Raw genomic sequence first — 18,110 nt, 5'->3', positions numbered from 1 at the left:
TGGGCGCTCCCTGGATCGAATCTGAATATTGCGTGAAAATTACCTTGCTATTCCATGTGAGGTCCGGTAGGAATCAGACAGCACCGGTTGGGGTCGGTGCGGCCGGCACATTGGGAAGTGTCGGGATTCCGCTTGGGGGCGCATCGCCCGGTCTGAAGGGCACGGAAGTCGATGGACACGAATCTGCAGTCGCTTGGGGACGTCTCGGAGAAGAAGTGGCTGCTGTGGCGCCTCGCGCTCGCCGTCATCACCGTGACCGGATTGGTGGTGACGCTGCTGTTCGCCGCGCCACCGCAAGTCGCGCACGCGGCGACGGACGAGGACCCCTCGTTCGTCCTCACTCAGAACGATCTGGAGTTCATCCTCCGGCAGATCCAGGTTTCGGAGGCGCATGCCGCTGACGTGCTCAACCCGTCGAACTACGAGCTGTTGTGCACCGACCAGGGGGATGCCGCGCAGAACTGCGTATCCGACGAGGCCCGCCCGAAGGGTGTGCGTACCGTTGACGGCTCGTTCAACAACCTGCGGGTGACGCAGTCCGAGTACGGCGCCTCCGACAACGCGTTCCCGCGCCTGCTCGAGGCCGAGTGGCGCCAGGCCGACCCCGAAGAACTCGACCTCGGCTTCGAGGCCAACACCCCAGAGCAGACGGCCGGGTGCGCAGCAGGGACGACCTGCTACGGCCAGACGAGCGGCAACGTGTACGACGCCCAACCACGCGAGATCAGCAACACGATCGTCGACCAGTCGATGGACAACCCCGCGATCGCCAACCAGGTCCAAGCCGGCACCGCCATCCCGGTACCCGGGACCGACCGCGTCGTCATCCCGAACACCGCGCCCGACGAAGAGCTGTCGGCGCCGTTCAACACGTTCATGGGTTTCTTCGGCCAGTTCTTCGACCACGGTCTGGACCTCGTCGGCAAGGGCGGCAGCGGGACCTTGATCGTGCCGCTGTCGGAGGGCGACCCGCTGTACTGCCCGCCCAGCGGGCAGCGTCCCGGCGAGACGGTGGAATGCAACCCGGAGGCGAACTACATCACCCTGTCGCGGGCCAGTCGCATGGACGAGACCTCTCCCGAGCACAAGAACCTGACGTCGCCGTTCATCGACCAGAACCAGACCTACAGCTCGCACCCGGCCCACCAGGTCTTCCTCCGCGAGTACGTCCTCGAAGGGGGTGTCCCGGTGGAGACCGGCCGCCTCATCGAGGGTGACACCGGCGGCATGGCCAAGTGGAAGGACGTGAAGGCGCAGGCGAGAGACATCCTGGGACTGGAGATCACCGATGCTGACCTGCTCGACGTCCCGCAGATCGCCGTCGACCCGTATGGCAACTTCGTCCCGGGCCCCAACGGCTACCCGCAGTACGTGACCGGCAGCGGGTTCGTCTCAGGCGCTCCGGGCGGCGTCGAGGTCCCGAATGATGTGCTCGGCACCGGGCACGCATTCCTCGACGACATCTCGCACGGCTCGACACCTGTCGTGGACCCGGGCAGCGGCGACCTGCTCCCGCGCTTCAACGAGGACGGCACCCCCGTGCTCGATGAGAACGGGGAGCCGGTGCTCTCCGGATATGACAACGCCACCCTCGACGAGCACTACATCGCCGGTGATGGCCGGGTGAACGAGAACATCGGCCTCACCGCCGTGCACGCGGTGTTCCACGCCGAGCACAACCGCATGGTCGACCAGATCCTCCAGGTGCTCAACGGAGAGCGCCCCGAGCTGGAAGCTCAGGACTCCGCCGAGCGCGGCGGGATCACCGAATTCGTCAAGGCCTTCCGCGGTGAGGCGCACTCGTACGTGTCCGACAAGCCCGAGGAGAACCTCCCCGGGTACTTCCCGGCGGGCGGTAGCCCGGCATCCCTGCCGGCGAACTGGGATCAGGACGACTGGTCGTTCACGGAACGGCTCTTCCAGGCGGCGAAGTTCGCGACCGAGATGCAGTACCAGCACCTCGTATTCGAGGAGTTCGGCCGCAAGGTGTCGCCGAACCTCGACGCCGTGGTCTTCAACGAGAACAGCTACAACCCGTCCATCGACCCCTCGATCACGGCGGAGTTCGCGCATGTGGTCTACCGTTTCGGACACTCGATGATGACGGAGGAGATCGGACGCGAGTCGACCGAGGGCGGGCAGGCCATGCAGGACATCCCGCTTCTGACGGGATTCCTCAACCCGACGCTGTTCGACGAGAACGGCTCGCTGTCGTCGGAGGAGGCGGCGGGGTCGCTCATCAACGGCATGACCGGGCGGGTAGGCAGCCAGATCGACGAGCACATCGTCGATGTCCTGCGCAACAACCTGCTGGGGCTCCCGCTGGACCTCGCGACGCTGAACCTGCTACGCGGTCGTGACACCGGAGTGCCGGGCCTGCAGGAGGCGCGCCGGACGTTCTTCGACGCGACGGGAGATACGACTCTCGCTCCCTACTCGAGCTGGGACGACTTCGGGCGCAACATCAAGAACGGGAACAACTTCGGTCGCGCGGGTGAGCGGGCATCGCTGGTGAACTTCATGGCGGCCTACGGGACGCATCCGTCGATCCAGGAGGCGACGACGATCGAGGACAAGCGCATCGCCGCTGCACTCCTGGTCAACGGATCGCTGCCCGGCGAGGAGTTCGTCATCCGGCACTCCGGCTCCGACCGCTTCCAGACGGCGGCTCTGGTCAGCCAGCGACAGTTCCCCGAGGCCGGGCCCGTGCCCGTCGTCTACATCACGAACGGCTACAACTTCCCCGACGGGCTCGCGGCCGCGGCGGCCGCCCGGGCGGAGGGCGGGCCGCTCCTTCTCGTCGCGCACAGCGCCGAGGGTGAGATCCCGTCGGCGACGGCCGCCGAGCTGACCCGGCTTCAGCCGGAGCGGATCGTGGTGCTGGGCGGGCCGACCACCGTCAGCACAGCGACGATCGCCAACATGAGTGAGTACGCGACCTCGGGCGCGGTGGACGTCATCGCCGGCACCAACCGGTTCCACACGGCAGCACTCATCAGCCAGCGGTTCGCTGACCCGGGTGTGGACCGGGTGTTCGTGGTCGATGGCACCAACTACCCCGACGCGCTCTCCGTGAGCGCAGTAGCGGCGCGTGACGGCTCGCCGGTCCTGTTGACGACGCCGACGGCACTGCCGCCGGCAACGGCGGCGGAACTCGCGCGGCTCGCGCCCGATGAGATCGTGATCGTCGGCGGCACCCCGTCGGTCAGCGCGGCCGTACAGACGGCGGTCGCGGCGCACGGCGACACGCGTCGCATCGCGGGGGTGAACCGCTACGACACCGCTGTGAAGGTGAGCCAGGAGTTCTACCCGGATGGCGCGGAGACGGCGTTCGTCACGACCGGGCTGAACTTCCCCGACGCACTCGCGGCCGGACCCGCAGCCGGCGTTGCGGGCGGTCCGCTGCTGCTGACGCAGCCGACCGCACTCGCGGCGGGCACGGTCGCCGAACTCCAGCGACTCGGCGTCCAGCAGGTTCAGATCGTCGGCAGCCCGAGCTCGGTGTCGGCCGATGTCGAGGCGCAGATCGCGGCGCTCGCACCACCCATCGTGGCGGCGCCCGCAGACCGGGAGGACTTCCTGTTCAGCACTGGCGCCTGGGCGGCGCAGGAGACCGGACTCGACAACGTCGACTTCTGGGTCGGCGGCCTCGCAGAGCGGCTGGACCCGTTCGGCGGCATGCTCGGCTCGACGTTCAACTTCGTCTTCGAGACGCAGCTGGAGAAACTGCAGTTCGGTGACCGGTTCTACTACCTGTTCCGCAACGAAGGCGAACAGCTCTTCGCGGCGCTCGAGGGCAACACGTTCTCTGACATCATCCAGCGCAATACGGATGCGTCGAATCTGCCCGCCGACATCTTCGCGTTGCAGGACCCCATCGTCGACATCGACGAGCAAGCCGCGCTGCCGGCCGGGCAGCGCGAACCGGGACTCAGTCTCGTCGGCGGTCAGTGGCGCTGGCAGGGCGACGAGCACGTGGAGATGCACGGCACCGCAGGCAACGACAACCTGCGCGGCGACGAGGGCGACGACTCCATCTGGGGTTACAGCGGTCGCGACCGCATCGAGGGTGGCGCCGGAAACGACGCACTCGTCGGCGGGGCCGGAGACGACATCATCACCGACTCGTTCGGCGACGACAACCTCAAGGGCAAGCAGGGAGACGACGCCATCAACGTCGGTGGCGGTATCGACCTCGCCATCGGTGGGCTCGGCGACGACTTCATGGTCAACGGCGGCGGGGACGCCTCCACGTTCTTCTCCGGAATGGGTGACGACATCCTGCTCGGCACGACAGGTCGCATGACCGTCATCGGCGGGGAGCACGACGACTGGGTCGAGGGATCCGGGCACGCCGACCTGCTCCAAGCCGACAACGCCGACCAGTTCCAGAACGACACGCTGGGCGGCAACGACGTCGTGGCAGGCCGGCTCGGCAACGACGACGTCGAAGGCGAGGGCGGTGACGACATCCTCATCGGGAACTCCGGCGGAACCGACCGTCACCACGGCGGGCTGGGCTGGGACTGGCTCACCTACTACGGCTCAAGCGTCGGGATCACTGCGGACTTCGCATTCAACCGGGTGTTCGAGCCGAACAACCCGCTGCCGTCGCGGTTCGACCTGCTCGAAGCACTCTCCGGCGGATCGGGCAACGACACCCTGCGCGGTCCGATCGCCGAGCCCGACGATCTCTCCGAGAGTGAGATCGAGCTGAACCAGGCGACGGAGGAGGCGATCGACCGCATTCCCGGGCTGTCGGAGATGCTGCGCCCGGTCATCCAGGTGGACGGCGAGCCCGTCGCGCTCGGCGACTTCTCGCTCCCGTTCCTGCGGGGCACGCCTGAAGGCGATGTCGACGGCGTGCACAAGCTGATCATCGCGGGACCCGGCAGCGACATGGTCGAAGGCCGAGGCGGCGACGACTTCCTCGACGGAGACAAGATGCTCCGCGTGCGTCTGACGGATGGGACGAACTTCTACAACAGTGCGTCGCAGCTGCAGAGCCGGGTGTTCGCCGGCACGCTCGACCCAGGCGCGATCAACATCGTGCGCGACATCGTCGATGACCCCAACGCGGACCTCTCCACCGACACCGCGTACTACGCCAATGCCTTCGCCGAATACACGATCACGCCGATCGGTCCGCTCGGTTCGGGCTACTGGCGCGTGTCTCACGTCGGCGCCGAAGAGCCGGAAGAGAGCAACGGCAACGATGTCCTTCACGGTTTCGAGCGGCTGCAGTTCCTCAACGGCTGCGCCGAGCTCTCCGAGGACGGGACGAGCTGGACCTCGTGCACGGTCGATGCTGCGGTGACGATGACGCCGACGGAACCGATCGAGGCCCAGCCGGTCACGGCCAACGTGTGGGCGGCGGATGCGGCCGGCGCCCCGACGGAGGTTCCGTTCGACCTGCAGGCGGTGACCAACCTCCGCTACACCTGGTGGGGCGGCGAGGGTGAGACCGTCGAGACCGTCACGGAGTGGGAAGAGCTACCCAACCCACTCGGCACCGGTTCGGGGATCTACGTGCCCGACCAGGCCGCTGTCGGTCTGCTCCTGCGGGTGACAGCCAGTTGGACGGCTGCGGACGGTTCCTTCGCAACCGCGACGTCGCCGGTGTCCGATGCGGCGGTCGCGGAAGGTCCATCGGGTCCGGGAACGCTGCTGATCGACCACGCGGACCCGCTGCAGCCCGGCGCGCTGATCCTCGTCGGCACGCCGAGCGATCCCGACGGCGGAATCTCCGAGGAGGGGGAGCTCACCTACGCCTGGTCGTGGACGGCGACCGATCCCAATGCTCCGGGAGCCGAGCCCGAGTGGACGCCGTACCCGCCCGAGGCCATCGTGCCTCCTGGGACCGCGTACACGCCGCAGTCGACTGACGTCGGCCGCTGGATCAGGGTGACCGTGTCCTACCTCGACGGCGCACAGAACCCTGATGAGGCATCCGCCTGGACGAGCGTTCCTGTCACGCTTCCCTGAGTGCGTCGGTCGCAACGAGCAGAATGAGCAATCCGAGCAGCCGCCCCGGCGCGAACCCCGTCTCCCACATGTGCGACCCTCCCCGGGGGTAGCAGGAGGCGCCGGACGCGCGGCGGCAGGAGGGCCGGCCTTCACGGGCCGGCCCTCCTGCGCCTGTTGTGGCCTGTCGCACGGCCTGCTCGCTCGCGCTGCTCAGTCCACGTGCGTCACGCGGACGGATTCGATCTGGTCCTGCTCGCGTCGCTTGTCCGCATTTCCCAGGACCCGGTAGGCGACGATCGCGGCGATCAGCACGGCGACGGCACCGAACCGGACGACCGTGCCCAGCATGGTGCCCGGATCCGGCCACAGTTCGAGAATATTGCGCAACCCCTCGGGGAATGCGGACACATCGAAGATGCCGCTGATGAGGCCTCCCGCTGCGACCACCCAGGCGAGGATGACCACCACCAAGAGCACGATTCTTCCGACTTTCATCATTCCGTTCCTCTCCGCGGGCCCATCGCCGGACATCCATCCACGTCCCGAGCGCGGCCCTGTCGTTGAGTGAACACCGTGTGGTCGGAACAGAGTCAACCTCACCCCCGGTGCCCCCTGTCGGACACCGGCAGTCAGGCTCTATCTTTGGCTCAACGTCTGGGTACCACAGGGCGCGGCCCCCCGAATCGAATCGCCGTTTGGCGACCTATCGAAGGGGAAGTCCGATGCCAGAAAGCAGCAAGCCCACGATCGTCCTGGTCCATGGCGCATGGGCGGATGCGTCCAGCTGGAACGCCGTGATCGTTCCACTCCAGGCCGAGGGGTACACGGTCCTCGCGCCACCGAACGAACTTCGCGGACTGACTTCGGATGCCGCGTACATCAGTTCGTTCCTCGCGCAGCGCACCGCCGGCCCCGTCGTGCTCGTCGGCCACTCGTACGGCGGCGCCGTGATCACCAACGCCGGGGCGAACGGCGGCGATGTCAGGGCGCTCGTCTACGTGGACGCCTTCATCCCCGACGAGGGCGAAACCGTCGTGGGCATCTTGGAAGGCTCGGGCTCGGCGCTCGCCGTTGCCGACCCGACGACGGTGCTCGACGTCGCCGGCTACCCGGGTGCTCCCGAGGGCGCCGCCGAAGCCTTCCTGAAGCCGGAGACGGTGCACACGGCCTTCGCTCAGGACCTCTCCGAAGCCGACCGGTGGGTCATCGCTGCCACGCAGCGACCCGCGTCCTTCGTCGCGAACGTGACGCCGTCCGCCGCACCCGCGTGGAAGTCGATTCCGAGCTGGGCGGTGCTGGGCACCGAGGACCGTGTCATTCCGATCGCCACCCAGCGACACATGGCCCAGCGCGCGAACGCGACGATCACCGAAGTCGATGCGTCGCACGTGTCGATGGTGTCGCGGCCGGAGGTCACTCTCGCCGCGATCCGGTCAGCGGTGGAAGCGGTCGGCTGATGGCGGCAGCCCATAGTTCCTTTCGCCGCTGTGCACCAGTCGTCATTGTGGGGAGCTCTGATCGCCTAACGTTGAGCAATGCCGCACGACGAATTTCGACCGGAAGATCTCTACACCGGCCCCATCGATCTGACTGGAATGACCGCTCTGGGCGAGGAGGAGTCCGATACCGAGAAGGTCGAGATCAGCTACGACGAGCAGCGCTATCCCGCGCGGCCGAGGAGGCTGCGACCGCGCGACCAGTTCCGCGGCGGCAGCGTGCGCCGCATCAAGACCGACCCGCGCACGGCCAACGGCACCAACCCGTCGTACGTCGAGTGGCTCGTGCGTCAGTCGATGCTCAAGGACGCGGACGTCCTCGCCCGCCAGCTCGCGGGCCAGCCCGCGATGTGGCGCAATCCCTACGCACGCCCCGACGCCAGGCGCGCGATCACGACGACCGACGTGTGGTTCACGGCGTACCCGCTATCCCTCATCACCCGGCCGGGGCAGTCGTTCCTGGCAGCACTCGGTGACGAAGAGCTGTGGTCGGCGTTCGAGCGCGTCGGGATCAACGCCATCCACACCGGGCCGGTGAAACGGGCCGGAGGCATCGCCGGATGGTTGGACACCCCCAGCGTCGACGGGCACTTCGACCGCATCAGCACCGAGATCGACCCCGCGTTCGGCACCGAAGAGGAGTTCCGGGCCCTGTGCGACACCGCCGACAGTCATGGCGGCAGCGTCATCGATGACATCGTCCCGGGCCACACCGGGAAGGGGGCCGACTTCCGGCTCGCCGAGATGGGGTTCAAGGACTACCCCGGGATCTACCACATGGTCGAGATCGTGCCCGAGGATTGGGGTCTTCTGCCCGACGTCCCGGACGGGGTCGACAGCGTGAATCTCTCTCCTGCGTCCGAACAGGAGCTCGAGGAGCGCGGCTACATCATCGGCGCCCTCCAGCGCGTCATCTTCTACACCCCGGGCGTGAAGGAGACGAACTGGAGCGCGACGGCGCCGGTGATCGGCCCCGATGGCATCACGCGCCGCTGGGTCTACCTGCACTACTTCAAGCAGGGACAGCCCTCGATCAACTGGCTGGACCCCACGTTCGCGGGTATGCGTCTCGTCATCGGCGACGCCCTGCACTCGCTCGGCGAGCTCGGCACGAGTGCCCTGCGCCTCGACGCGAACGGCTTCCTCGGCGTGGAGAAGAGCGCGGGTGGCCCCGCCTGGTCGGAGGGGCATCCGCTCTCGCACGCGGCCAACCACATCATCGCCGGAATGGTGCGCAAGGTCGGCGGCTTCACCTTCCAGGAGCTCAACCTCACGATCGAGGACATCCGCGACACCGCAGCGGTCGGAGCCGACCTCTCCTACGACTTCATCGGGCGTCCCGGCTACCACCACGCCCTCGCCACCGGTCAGACGGAGTTCCTCCGGCTCGCGCTCACGACGTCGATCGAGCTCGGCGTGCAGCCGGTGCAGCTCGTGCACGGGATGCAGAACCACGACGAGCTCACCTATGAATTGGTCCACTGGGCGACACGGCACGGTGACGATCAGTACCGCTTCCGGGGGCAGGAGATCTCGGGCGGCCAGCTCGCCGAGCTGGTGCGCGCCGAACTCACCGAGACTCTCACCGGTACGGCCGACTACAACCGCGTCTTCACCCAGAACGGCATCGCCTGCACGACGACCTCTCTGATCGCAGCGACGAGGGGGATCGCGCGACTCGACGAGATCGCTGAGACCGATGTGCCGGCTATCCGTGCTGCGCACCTCCTGCTGTGCGCGTACAACGCATGGCAGCCCGGCGTCTTCGCGCTCTCCGGCTGGGATCTGGTCGGCATGCTCACCATCCCCAGCGACGACGTCGCCGACCTGATCGCGGCGGGCGACACCCGGTGGATCGAGCGCGGAGCGCACGACCTGCTGAATGTCGACCCGCAGGCGACGCGTTCGGCGGCGGGGATGCCGCGCGGGCGTGCGCTCTACGGTCCGCTGCCCGCGCAGCTGGAGGACCCGGAGTCGTTCGCCTCACGTCTGGCAAGCATCCTCGACCTGCGTCGGGAGTACGGCATCGCGACGGCCTCGCAGGTGGACATCCCCGAAGTCGCACACGCCGGCATGCTCGTGCTCGTGCACCGCCTCGACGAGGGCAACCCGGAGGCGGACGCCCCTATCCAGGTGACCGTGCTCAACTTCTCTTCCGAGCCGACCGAAGGAACCGTACGGTCGGAGCAGCTCGTGCCGGACAGCGAGGTGGTGGATGCCGCCTCCGGCGAGACCGTCGGGCGGGTCGACGACCTGCGAAGCTTCGCCGTCTCCCTGCCGGCCTATGGAGCGATGTTCCTCATGCTCAAGCCGTTGCAATCCGACGCCGGGTGACTCAGGCGAGGGCGCTGTCGATGCCCGCGAGAGGTACGGGCAGCCAGTCCGGCCGATTGCGGGCCTCGTAGATCGCCTCGTAGACCGCCTTGTCGAGTACCAGCGCCTTCAGCAACTGGGGGTCGAGCGCGACTGAGCCCGGCGCGCCGGAGTAGGCGTCGACGAACGCCGCACGGCAGGCCGCCGCCCAGCCGCCCGCTTCCGGACCGCCACCGACCGCACCGGCGTAGTCGAAGGAGCGCAGCATGCCGGCGACGTCGCGGGGAGGAAGATCCGGGGCGGCGCGCTCGTGCATCGGCCGAAGGGGCTCGCCCTCGAAGTCGACCATGCGCCATCCCCCGTGGGGCACCGCGAGCACCTGGCCGAGGTGCAGGTCGCCGTGGATGCGCTGCAGCCGTGGCCAGGGTCGCTCGAGCGCCGCCTGGTAGACGGCGTCGATCGCCGCGCGTCGGTCGGCGACCGCGGGGACCTCGGCCCCGGCGATCGCCAGGCGCCGCCGCCAGGTGGCGCCCATCGCCGCCACCTCGTCAGGTCCGGCATCCACTGTCCCCAGTGCCGCACCGAGAGCTCCGTGCACGCCGGCAACGGCGGTCCCGAGCTCGCGCGCGGCCGCGGTGAAGTCCTGCCGATCCCGCGCCGCGTCCAGCGCAACCGCCCACCCGTCCCGCACGCCGCGGAGGAATTCCTGCGCGAACCCCAGGGTGCCGCGGGCGACACCCGACTCGCGCCCGGCATCGGGCCATTCGGCGTCCAGGCTCCCCAGGAATCCCGGCACATACGGCGACCCGGCGTCGCTCAGCACGCGCTGGACGGTGACGTCGGGATTCTCGCCGTGGTGAAGGGTGCGGAAGAGCTTGAGGATGATCGTTGGTTCGCCGTCCTGGTCGTAGACGATCGACGTGTTGGACTGCTCGGCCGACAGCACCCGGGAGCCGGTCACCCGGCTGACATCGACGCCCATCTCCGCGAGCGTTCCGACCGCGAACGCGGGATGCCGCGTCGCATCGATGAGATAGCCATCGGGGGTGTGGCAAACGACGGCGTCGCCATCGGCGGGCGTCGCGACGAGCGCCAGAGGCACGTGGTAGAGCGCCGGTGTCGACCCGGCGTCGTCCATGAGTAGGTAGCGGTTGGCCCCGGGGGCGGGCTGGACGTCGAGGATCCGGAACCGTGGTTCGTGGCTCTTGCCCGCGTACCACCGCTGCCGTGCGACCCAAGCGTTGAGTTCATCCGTGAAATGCACCCTCTACCATGACGCACATAGGGTCTTGAAAGAAAGGGGTGGACGAACAGGCCTGCGACGTAGTACCGCGTCGCGGGTCACGCCCCGGCGGGCAGTCCCACCTTCGGCTTGGCCCACGAGCGGCCGTGGGTGTCCTTGAGGATGTCGTACTCGACGTCCACGTGCGGTTCGATCGCGCTGTACTTGTCGTTGGGCGCACCGATGATGAGCTGGAACCCCAGCCCCCGCCACGCGCCGATCGCACGCTTGGTGAAGTGTGCGTCGGCCTTGATGAGCGCCTCGTCGAGGAATACCGGCGCGTAGCGCGGGCGCTGGGAGCCGGCATCCCCCAGTTGGTAGCGCAGTGCGGCGCCGACGATGAAGGCGATGAGCTCCTGCGATTCGCCGCCGGACTTCTCCCCGATGTGGTCGTAGAGGGCGACGTGTTGCTGGGTCCCGGCGTGGATGCGTTCGGCGCTCACGCGCACGTGGTTGCGCACGTCGATGAGGTCGGCGAAGTCGGGAGCGGTGCGGCGGAGGCGGTTGATCAGGCGCGCCATCCGCTGGTAGACGCGCTCGCGGTCCTCGTCCGTCGTCGCGGCGTCGATGAGTCCGCGCACCTCGCGCAGCTCCTTGCGGAACCGTCGCCGTGCTTCCGACTGGTTTTCGCGCGGCGAGATCTGCAGGCGGTGGTCGTCGTCGTAGAACGGCAGGTCCTGCATGATCAGGTTGATCGGCTCGATGCGATCGCGGATCTCGCGCAGCGACCGGCCGAGCGTGGAGTCGAGGTTGGTGAGGTCGTTGCCCGACAGCTTCAGCAGGCTGTCCCGCCACTCCGCCTCGAGCTCGTGCAGACCGCTGGTCTCGAGGTCGGCGAGGATGCGCTCGAAATCCCCCAGTGAGTGGTCGGGATCGGCCAGCAGGTTGGGGTTGGGCCAGCGGTCGAGGAAGCCCGCCAGGGTGCGGCGCAGGCTGTCGCGCTGTTCGCCGACGGCCTCCTGGGCTGCACGCTGATCTTCGGCGAAGCGCCGGGACGCCGAGTCGAGGGCGGCGTCGAAGCGGGTCAGATCCTGCGTGCGCGTGGACGCACCCGTGCTGTCGGGCAACAGGAACTGGCCGTCGAGGTACGCCGTCTGGTCGTCGGTCAGTGCGCGCCCGGCATCCTCAGCCGAATCGACCGCGGCTTGGGCCAGATCGACCTCATCGGTGGTGGCGGCCCACGCATCGGCCAGGCGCTGCTGCTCGGCCTTGGCGCGGCCGATCCCCTCGCGAAGCTGGGCGGCGTGGGCTCGCTTGGCGGCGATCTGCGACTGGATGCCGGCGATCGTGGGATTGTCGGCGGTCACCTCCTCGATGATCGCGCTCCAGCGCGCGCGCTCCTGCTCGAGGGATGCCACGTCGACCTGGTCCCACGTCAGATCCTGGATCTTGTCGTAGGCACCGCGTCGAGCGTCGAGCGCATCCAGCTCGGCTGCGGCATCCAGCGTCGCCGTCTGAGCGACCGCCAGTTCGCCGCGCACCGCTGCCAGCTGGGCCTCGAGCTCGCCGATGCGACGATGGGTCGAGAACCCCAGGACGTTGCGGCGGCCGTGCCCACCGTGCGCGCCGCGGGCGCCCTGCGAGGTCTGCCCGGCGATCGTGAGCGCCATGCGGTGTGCCGACAGCTCGGCGGACGTGTCGACGCAGACGTAGCCGAATCGGCGCGACAGTTCGTCCTGCAGCCAGCCGGTGAACCGCGTGCTCTTGAAGTCGAGCCGTCCCGGCAGCGTCTGCGGGTCATCGGCCCCCGCCTCGGGGAGGTCGGCGTGCACGCCCTCGTAGCGCAGCCGCTCCGGCGTGCGCACGGTGTCGATGGCGGCCCGGAACGCCGGCAGGTGGGTGGCGTCGATGAGCAGCGTCGTGGCGAACCCGCCGAGCGCGAGGTTGAACGCCTCCCGCCACGGCTCGAACTCGGTGCGCACCTCGACCAGTTCGCCCACGAAAGGCAGCTGATCGGAGTCGAGCCCGGCCGCCCGCGCCAGCAGCTCCCGGGAGTCGCGGAGCCGGGCGGGGATGTTGTCGTGGCGGTCCGCCGCTTCGCGACGTTCAGTCACGAGCTCGCTCACGCGGGTGACCAGCGCGTTCCTCGCGCCGATCGCCTGCCCGTACGCCTCGCGCAGCGTGGCCTTCGCATCGGGGTCTGCGAGCGCACTGCGGGCACGGTCGGACAGCGCCTCGAACTCCCGCGCCGAGGCGATCTGCGCCTGCAGGACGCCGAGCGCCGCGTCCAGCCGCTCCCGCTTCCGCGTCGCATCGTCGAGCCGGCGCTCCAGCGCGCGCAGTTCGCGATGCGCGGTCTCCAGGCGATCGCCGCCGGCGGCGCGCAGCACTTCGCCGAGCCCTTCCCGCTCGAGGTCTGCGGCATCCGCCATCGCCTGGTGCTCACGCACTTTGGCGTCGGCGGCGTGCGTGGCCGTCTGCAGTTCCGCCTCGACGTCTCGCAGCAGGTCCAGGCGGCGGGAGGCGCGCCACAGCGTTGCGAGGGAATCCGGCTCGGTGAACCGGCCGATCTCATCGATCAGGCGCAGCCGTTCCGCGGCCTCCCCGATGCGTGCCCGCGCCGAGCGGATCGGCTCCAGTGCGCGCACCTGCTGCTGTGCGGTCAGCATGCGGCTGCGGGTGCTCTCGAGGCCGTCGAAGTGCGCGACGACGGCGTCGGCGGTGGCCATCGTCTCGGGCTCTTCGAGCACCATCCTCTTGTAGAGGTCGTCCACGGTGGTGATCTGCTGACCGGCCTGGATGCGGGCGAGCAGGCTCATCGCCTTGGTGCCGGCTCCCGCCGCGCCGATGCCGAGCACGGAGTGCAGGCGCGCGGAGAACTCGCGGTCGGTGGCGACGGTGTCCAGGCCCGCACTCTTGACCGCGGCATCCGTCAGCCGCTGCGCTGCCGCCGCTTCCAGCGAGCCCAGGTCGAACCGGCCCGTGACGGTCGCGCGGACGCGGACGGTGTCTTCGAGGTGGCGGGCGGTTGCCGGGATGTACCAGGCGCGCACCGCCGTGAAGCGGGAGCCGTCGTGATCGAGCCAGGTCATCGAGATGGCGGTCCACGTGTCGGTGCCGTCGCCGCGCAGGACGGTCAGCTTCGTGCCGTCCTCGGTGCGGGTCTCGTCGATCTTCCCGCGACCGTAGGAGAGGATGTTGCGCTGCTCCTGACCGCGCGGCCGCCCGACGACGGCACCGTTGGAGGCGCCGTTGAAGGGAGTGGTGTGCGGCATCATGAGCGCGACATAGGCATCCATGAGCGTCGACTTGCCCGAACCCGACCCACCGCAGAGCAAGGTCGCGGTGGGGGAGAAACGCACACGGTGGGCGCCGTCGTACCCGCCCCAGTTGACCAGCTGCAGTTCATCGGCGACCCATTGCTGGCCTCGGGATGCCGCGGGGATGAGGCCGAAGAGGGTGTCGAGCATGGTCACAGTGCGGCCTCCGCGTAGCTGTCGGCATCCATGCCATCGGGTTCGTCTGACTCGTCTAGATCGATCGCGCCGGAGCGCGCCGACTGCTCGTCGAGCCAATCGCGCAGCTCCCGCAGCCGCTCGGAGCTGAGCAGGATCTCCACGAGGGGGCTGATGCGGAAGCGGCCCTCCGACTCCTCTTCGATGATGCCGTCTTGGCGGAGCCGTGCCACGGCGGCCCTGATCGCCTTCTGGCGGCGGGCGGTGCTGCCGTCTGCCTCGGCGAAGTAGGTCAGCACGGTCTGCTCGATGTCTTCGACGTCGACGCGGGCTGACGGCTCACCGGCAGTGGTCTCGCGCTGATAGACGGTGCGCAGGTGCACGAGCACGAGCGTCTCGGCGCGGGAGTATGCCTCGTCGCGGAGGAGGATCGGGATCTCGAGTTCATCCGATCGCACCTGCTCCTTGTAGGCGACGCCGCGGTCGTGGTCGACGACGAGCCGCACGAACAGATCGTTGAGGCGGGACTCGATCGCGTGCCTATGGTCCATCAGCACGGTCCACTCGCTCCGGTTGCGGTCGGCAAGGAGAAAGCGGCGCTGCAGCAGACGCACGAGCACGCGCCGCGCGTCGGGGTCGAGCACGCCGCGGTCGCCGGGAAACAGCTGCTCCGGGTCGTACTCCATCGCGACGGGAGCGATGAACGGCTCGTCGGTGGGGAGGTCCTCGGTGATCGGGAGGTCAGTCATGCTCGGGCTCTTTCACTGTGCTCGCGGTGACGCCGCCGAAGGCGAACCGACGGCTCGTGCCGTCGGGGCGTCGCGCCTCGGCGACGGAGATCTCGTCGCTCTCGGTCATGCCGTTGCGGTGGGCGATCTCCAGCAGCCCCAGCAGATCGACGGGGCGGCGGGTGTCATCGTCGGCGCCTTCGAAGGCGCTGGCAAGGTCGAACCGGTCGCCGAGGGTTGCCACGTACGCTTCGAGTTCGACGTATCGCGGGCCGCCCCACGCGCGCGTGTCGGCATCCACGAACTCGACATCCTCCGGCCCCGCCAGGGGGGCCGGGGCTCCCGGCGGGTGCAGGTCGCTGAGCGACTGCCGCAGGTGCCCGATATCGGCCACGGGGAACGTGTGCAGCGGCTCGACGCGGTCGCCGGGCTTGGAACCCTGCATCCACACGTGGAGTCCGGACATGACGCTGCGCAGCAGTTCGTCGACCTGCCGGTCGCGGAGCGGATCGTGGGTGCGCACCTGGGCGGTGATCACCCGTGACGCGCGGCGCTGGGCCGTCAGCACCTCGTGCACGCCCTTTTCGACCTGCTGCCCGATCGCGTTGAGATCGGCGCGCTGCCCGGGCGCCATGAATCGGGCGAACGGCTGCGCGAGCAGGTTGTGCAGCTGGGTCGTGAGGCGGTCGATGTGCTCCGGGTCGCCGATGAGGCGCAGGGCGCCTTCGAAGGCGCGGCCTTCCGAGGTCGCCTGCATGACGTGTCGACCCCGCTGCAGGTACTCGCGGAGGATCTCGCCGGTGGGGCGCACGTCACGGCGCAGGTCAGCGACGACGTCCCGCTGCATGGCCTTGATCGACTCGGCGACGCGGGAGAAGTCCGCAGGCAGTTCGCGGGCGAGATGCAGCACGTTCTCGGCCTCTTCGAACAGCTGCTCGTCGTCGATGGGCTCCGCCTCGTCGTTGCGGAGCCGGACGATCTCCGCATCGAGGGCGTCGCGCTCGGCCGTCAGCATCGCGATGCGTTGCTCCGGGTCGGACTCGGCGTCGCGAGCCAGCCGATCGACCGCCTCCAGCAGCGTGCGCACCCGTGAGCGCGACACTCGAGCGCGGCCGCCGCCCGCGCGTCCCGCGATTTCCAGCGCACCCACGGCGTGGGCCGTGAGCCGGTAGACCTCGATGTCGTTCTCGATCTGCGGTGCCAGCCACCCGACCCGCACCCAGTGCCGGCAGATCTCGCGCGCGCTCCCGGATGGAAGCCGCCGCTCGTCTTCGTCGTAGCCGGCGGCGCGCAGCTCCTCGATCGCCTCGCCGATCTCGGCGTGGGCGTCGGAGACGGCGACCGCCGGACGATCGGCGGTGAAGACGATCGACAGCACCGCGACGACGAACGGCGCGTGGCGGCCGTGGAGGAGGTCCAGCGTCGGGTTTCGGAACGCTGCGACCGAGCGCTGATACGCGGCTTCAGCGCGAGTGTTCGACATCGCAGACAAGACTAGTTGACGGCCCTGGTCCTGGCGGCTGTGACAGGGGCGGGCGCTGGAGCCGTCACGACTCCAGCGCCCGCCCGAGAGAGGTTCAGCCTCCGTTGACGGTGAATCCCTGCTGGTTACCGTAGGTGACCAGAGCGTCCTGCCACGCCTTCAGGCCGTCGTTCAGGTCAGTCTGGTTCGCATACGCCTGCCCCGCGGTATCGCCGAAGATCGACTGCGCGTAGCTCTGGTAGGGGAGGTACTGCCATCCGGACGGCACCGCCTCAGAGGCGGCGAGCAGCACTTCGTTGACCTTCTGCCCGCCGAAGTAGGCGTTCTCTACGTCGATCAGAGAGGGCGACGTGAGTGCCTCGATCGTCGACGGGAAAGCACCGTTCTCCACGAGCAGCGCGACACCCTCAGCGTCGGCATTCATGAACTCCACGAACGCCGCGGCGAGCGCTTTGTTCTCGCTCGACTCCAGCACCGCCATCGCGCTGCCACCGAAGTTCGCCGACACCGGGTCGCCGCCGTCGTAGGTGGGCATCGGTGCGACACGCCAGTCACCGGCAGCCTCAGGAGCGGCCGACTCGAGGAGGCCCGGCATCCACGCGCCGCTCACGAGTGAAGCGATTTCGCCGTTGCCGAGCTGCTTGTACCAGTCATCGGTCCACGAGGGTGTGGGCGAGAGCAGCCCGTTCTCCAACAACTGGTTCCACACGGCGGTCCACTTGCGTGACCCCTCGTCCTGGAGGTCGATCGTGATGTCTTCGCCATCCACCTGGTACGGGTGGCCGCCGGCCTGCCAGGTCATGCTGCTCACGAACAGTCCGTCGCCGCCGTCCGACGTCAGGTAGTAGTTGGAGTCCGCCGCGTGAAGCGTCTCTGCCGCGGTGACGTACTCATCCCACGTCGTCGGCACCGCGATGCCGAACTGCTCGAACACGCGGGCGTTGTAGAACAGCGCCATGGGACCCGAGTCCTCGGGAAGTGCGTACACGGCATCGCCGTACTGAACTGAGCTCCATGGGCCGGCAGCGAACTCCGACTCGAGCTCGTCGAAGCCGAACGCGGTCAGGTCGGCGAGATCGCCACCGAGGGCGAATTGCGGCATCGCCGTGTACTCGAACTGCGCGACGTCGGGTGCGCCAGATCCCGCCTTGAGAGCGTTCTCGATCTTCGCGTACTGGTCAAGGCCGCTGCCGGCATTGACGTACTCGATCGTGACGTTCGGGTACTTGGCGGTGAAGGCATCCGCCTTCGCCTGTGATGCCGTCGCCCACGACCAGAAGGTGAGAGTGCCTCCCTCTTCGAGCGCGGTCTCGATGTCGGTGGGGGCGCCTGCGGCATCGTCCGTCGACGCGCAGCCGGCGATGGCTGCGACGAGTCCGAGGGACGCCGTGAGGGCGATCAACCGTGTGGTGGTACGCATTCTGCTCCTTTGTCTGGTGCGTGGGG

General features: G+C 68.6%; 9 protein-coding genes. 3 read left to right on the top strand and 6 right to left on the bottom strand.

Translation table 11 applies throughout. The features are described 5' to 3' along the window. The first annotated feature begins 171 nt into the window (after window positions 1-171). Entirely contained in the window at window positions 172-5,985 is a 5,814-nt protein-coding gene (locus NQ151_RS14275) for a peroxidase family protein (RefSeq protein ID WP_257528496.1), read from the top strand. A 192-nt stretch (window positions 5,986-6,177) separates the two neighbouring features. On the opposite strand, the gene NQ151_RS14270 is transcribed toward NQ151_RS14275, so the two are convergent. Continuing rightward, window positions 6,178-6,462, bottom strand: a complete 285-nt coding sequence (locus tag NQ151_RS14270) for a hypothetical protein (protein ID WP_257528495.1) — start codon at window positions 6,460-6,462, stop codon at window positions 6,178-6,180. 227 nt (window positions 6,463-6,689) lie between these two features. On the opposite strand from NQ151_RS14270, the gene NQ151_RS14265 reads away from it, so the two are divergent. Both NQ151_RS14265 and treS read left to right on the top strand, forming a co-directional pair. After that, window positions 6,690-7,424 carry an alpha/beta fold hydrolase gene (locus NQ151_RS14265; protein ID WP_257508967.1) on the top strand — a complete coding sequence of 245 codons (735 nt, stop codon included), beginning with the start codon at window positions 6,690-6,692 and terminating at the stop codon, window positions 7,422-7,424. Window positions 7,425-7,502: 78 nt separating this feature from the next. Continuing rightward, complete coding sequence (treS, locus tag NQ151_RS14260; RefSeq protein WP_257528494.1) at window positions 7,503-9,797, top strand: maltose alpha-D-glucosyltransferase; 2,295 nt, start codon at window positions 7,503-7,505, stop codon at window positions 9,795-9,797. 1 nt (window position 9,798) lies between these two features. Here treS and NQ151_RS14255 read toward each other — a convergent pair whose 3' ends face one another. The 5 genes from NQ151_RS14255 to NQ151_RS14235 form a co-directional block, all read right to left on the bottom strand. Beyond that, a complete protein-coding gene (locus NQ151_RS14255) occupies window positions 9,799-11,040 on the bottom strand; it encodes a maltokinase N-terminal cap-like domain-containing protein (protein WP_257508969.1) in 1,242 nt (413 codons plus the stop codon). A 77-nt stretch (window positions 11,041-11,117) separates the two neighbouring features. After that, window positions 11,118-14,474 (bottom strand): ATP-binding protein, encoded by a 3,357-nt coding sequence (locus tag NQ151_RS14250; RefSeq protein WP_257528493.1) that lies wholly within the window; start codon window positions 14,472-14,474, stop codon window positions 11,118-11,120. Beyond that, entirely contained in the window at window positions 14,471-15,202 is a 732-nt protein-coding gene (locus NQ151_RS14245; protein ID WP_257528492.1) for a DUF4194 domain-containing protein, read from the bottom strand. Before NQ151_RS14245 ends, NQ151_RS14250 begins: the two co-directional genes overlap by 4 nt. Continuing rightward, on the bottom strand, window positions 15,195-16,664 hold the full coding sequence (locus NQ151_RS14240) for a DUF3375 domain-containing protein (RefSeq protein ID WP_257528491.1): 1,470 nt from the start codon (window positions 16,662-16,664) through the stop codon (window positions 15,195-15,197). Before NQ151_RS14240 ends, NQ151_RS14245 begins: the two co-directional genes overlap by 8 nt. 94 nt (window positions 16,665-16,758) lie before the next feature. Next, a complete protein-coding gene (locus NQ151_RS14235; RefSeq protein ID WP_257508973.1) occupies window positions 16,759-18,084 on the bottom strand; it encodes an ABC transporter substrate-binding protein in 1,326 nt (441 codons plus the stop codon). Between the last annotated feature and the right edge of the window lie 26 nt (window positions 18,085-18,110).

Source organism: Microbacterium sp. zg-YB36 (assembly GCF_024623575.2).
In the GTDB taxonomy this organism is placed as follows: domain Bacteria; phylum Actinomycetota; class Actinomycetes; order Actinomycetales; family Microbacteriaceae; genus Microbacterium.
This window is presented reverse-complemented; position numbering and strand designations above follow the sequence as displayed.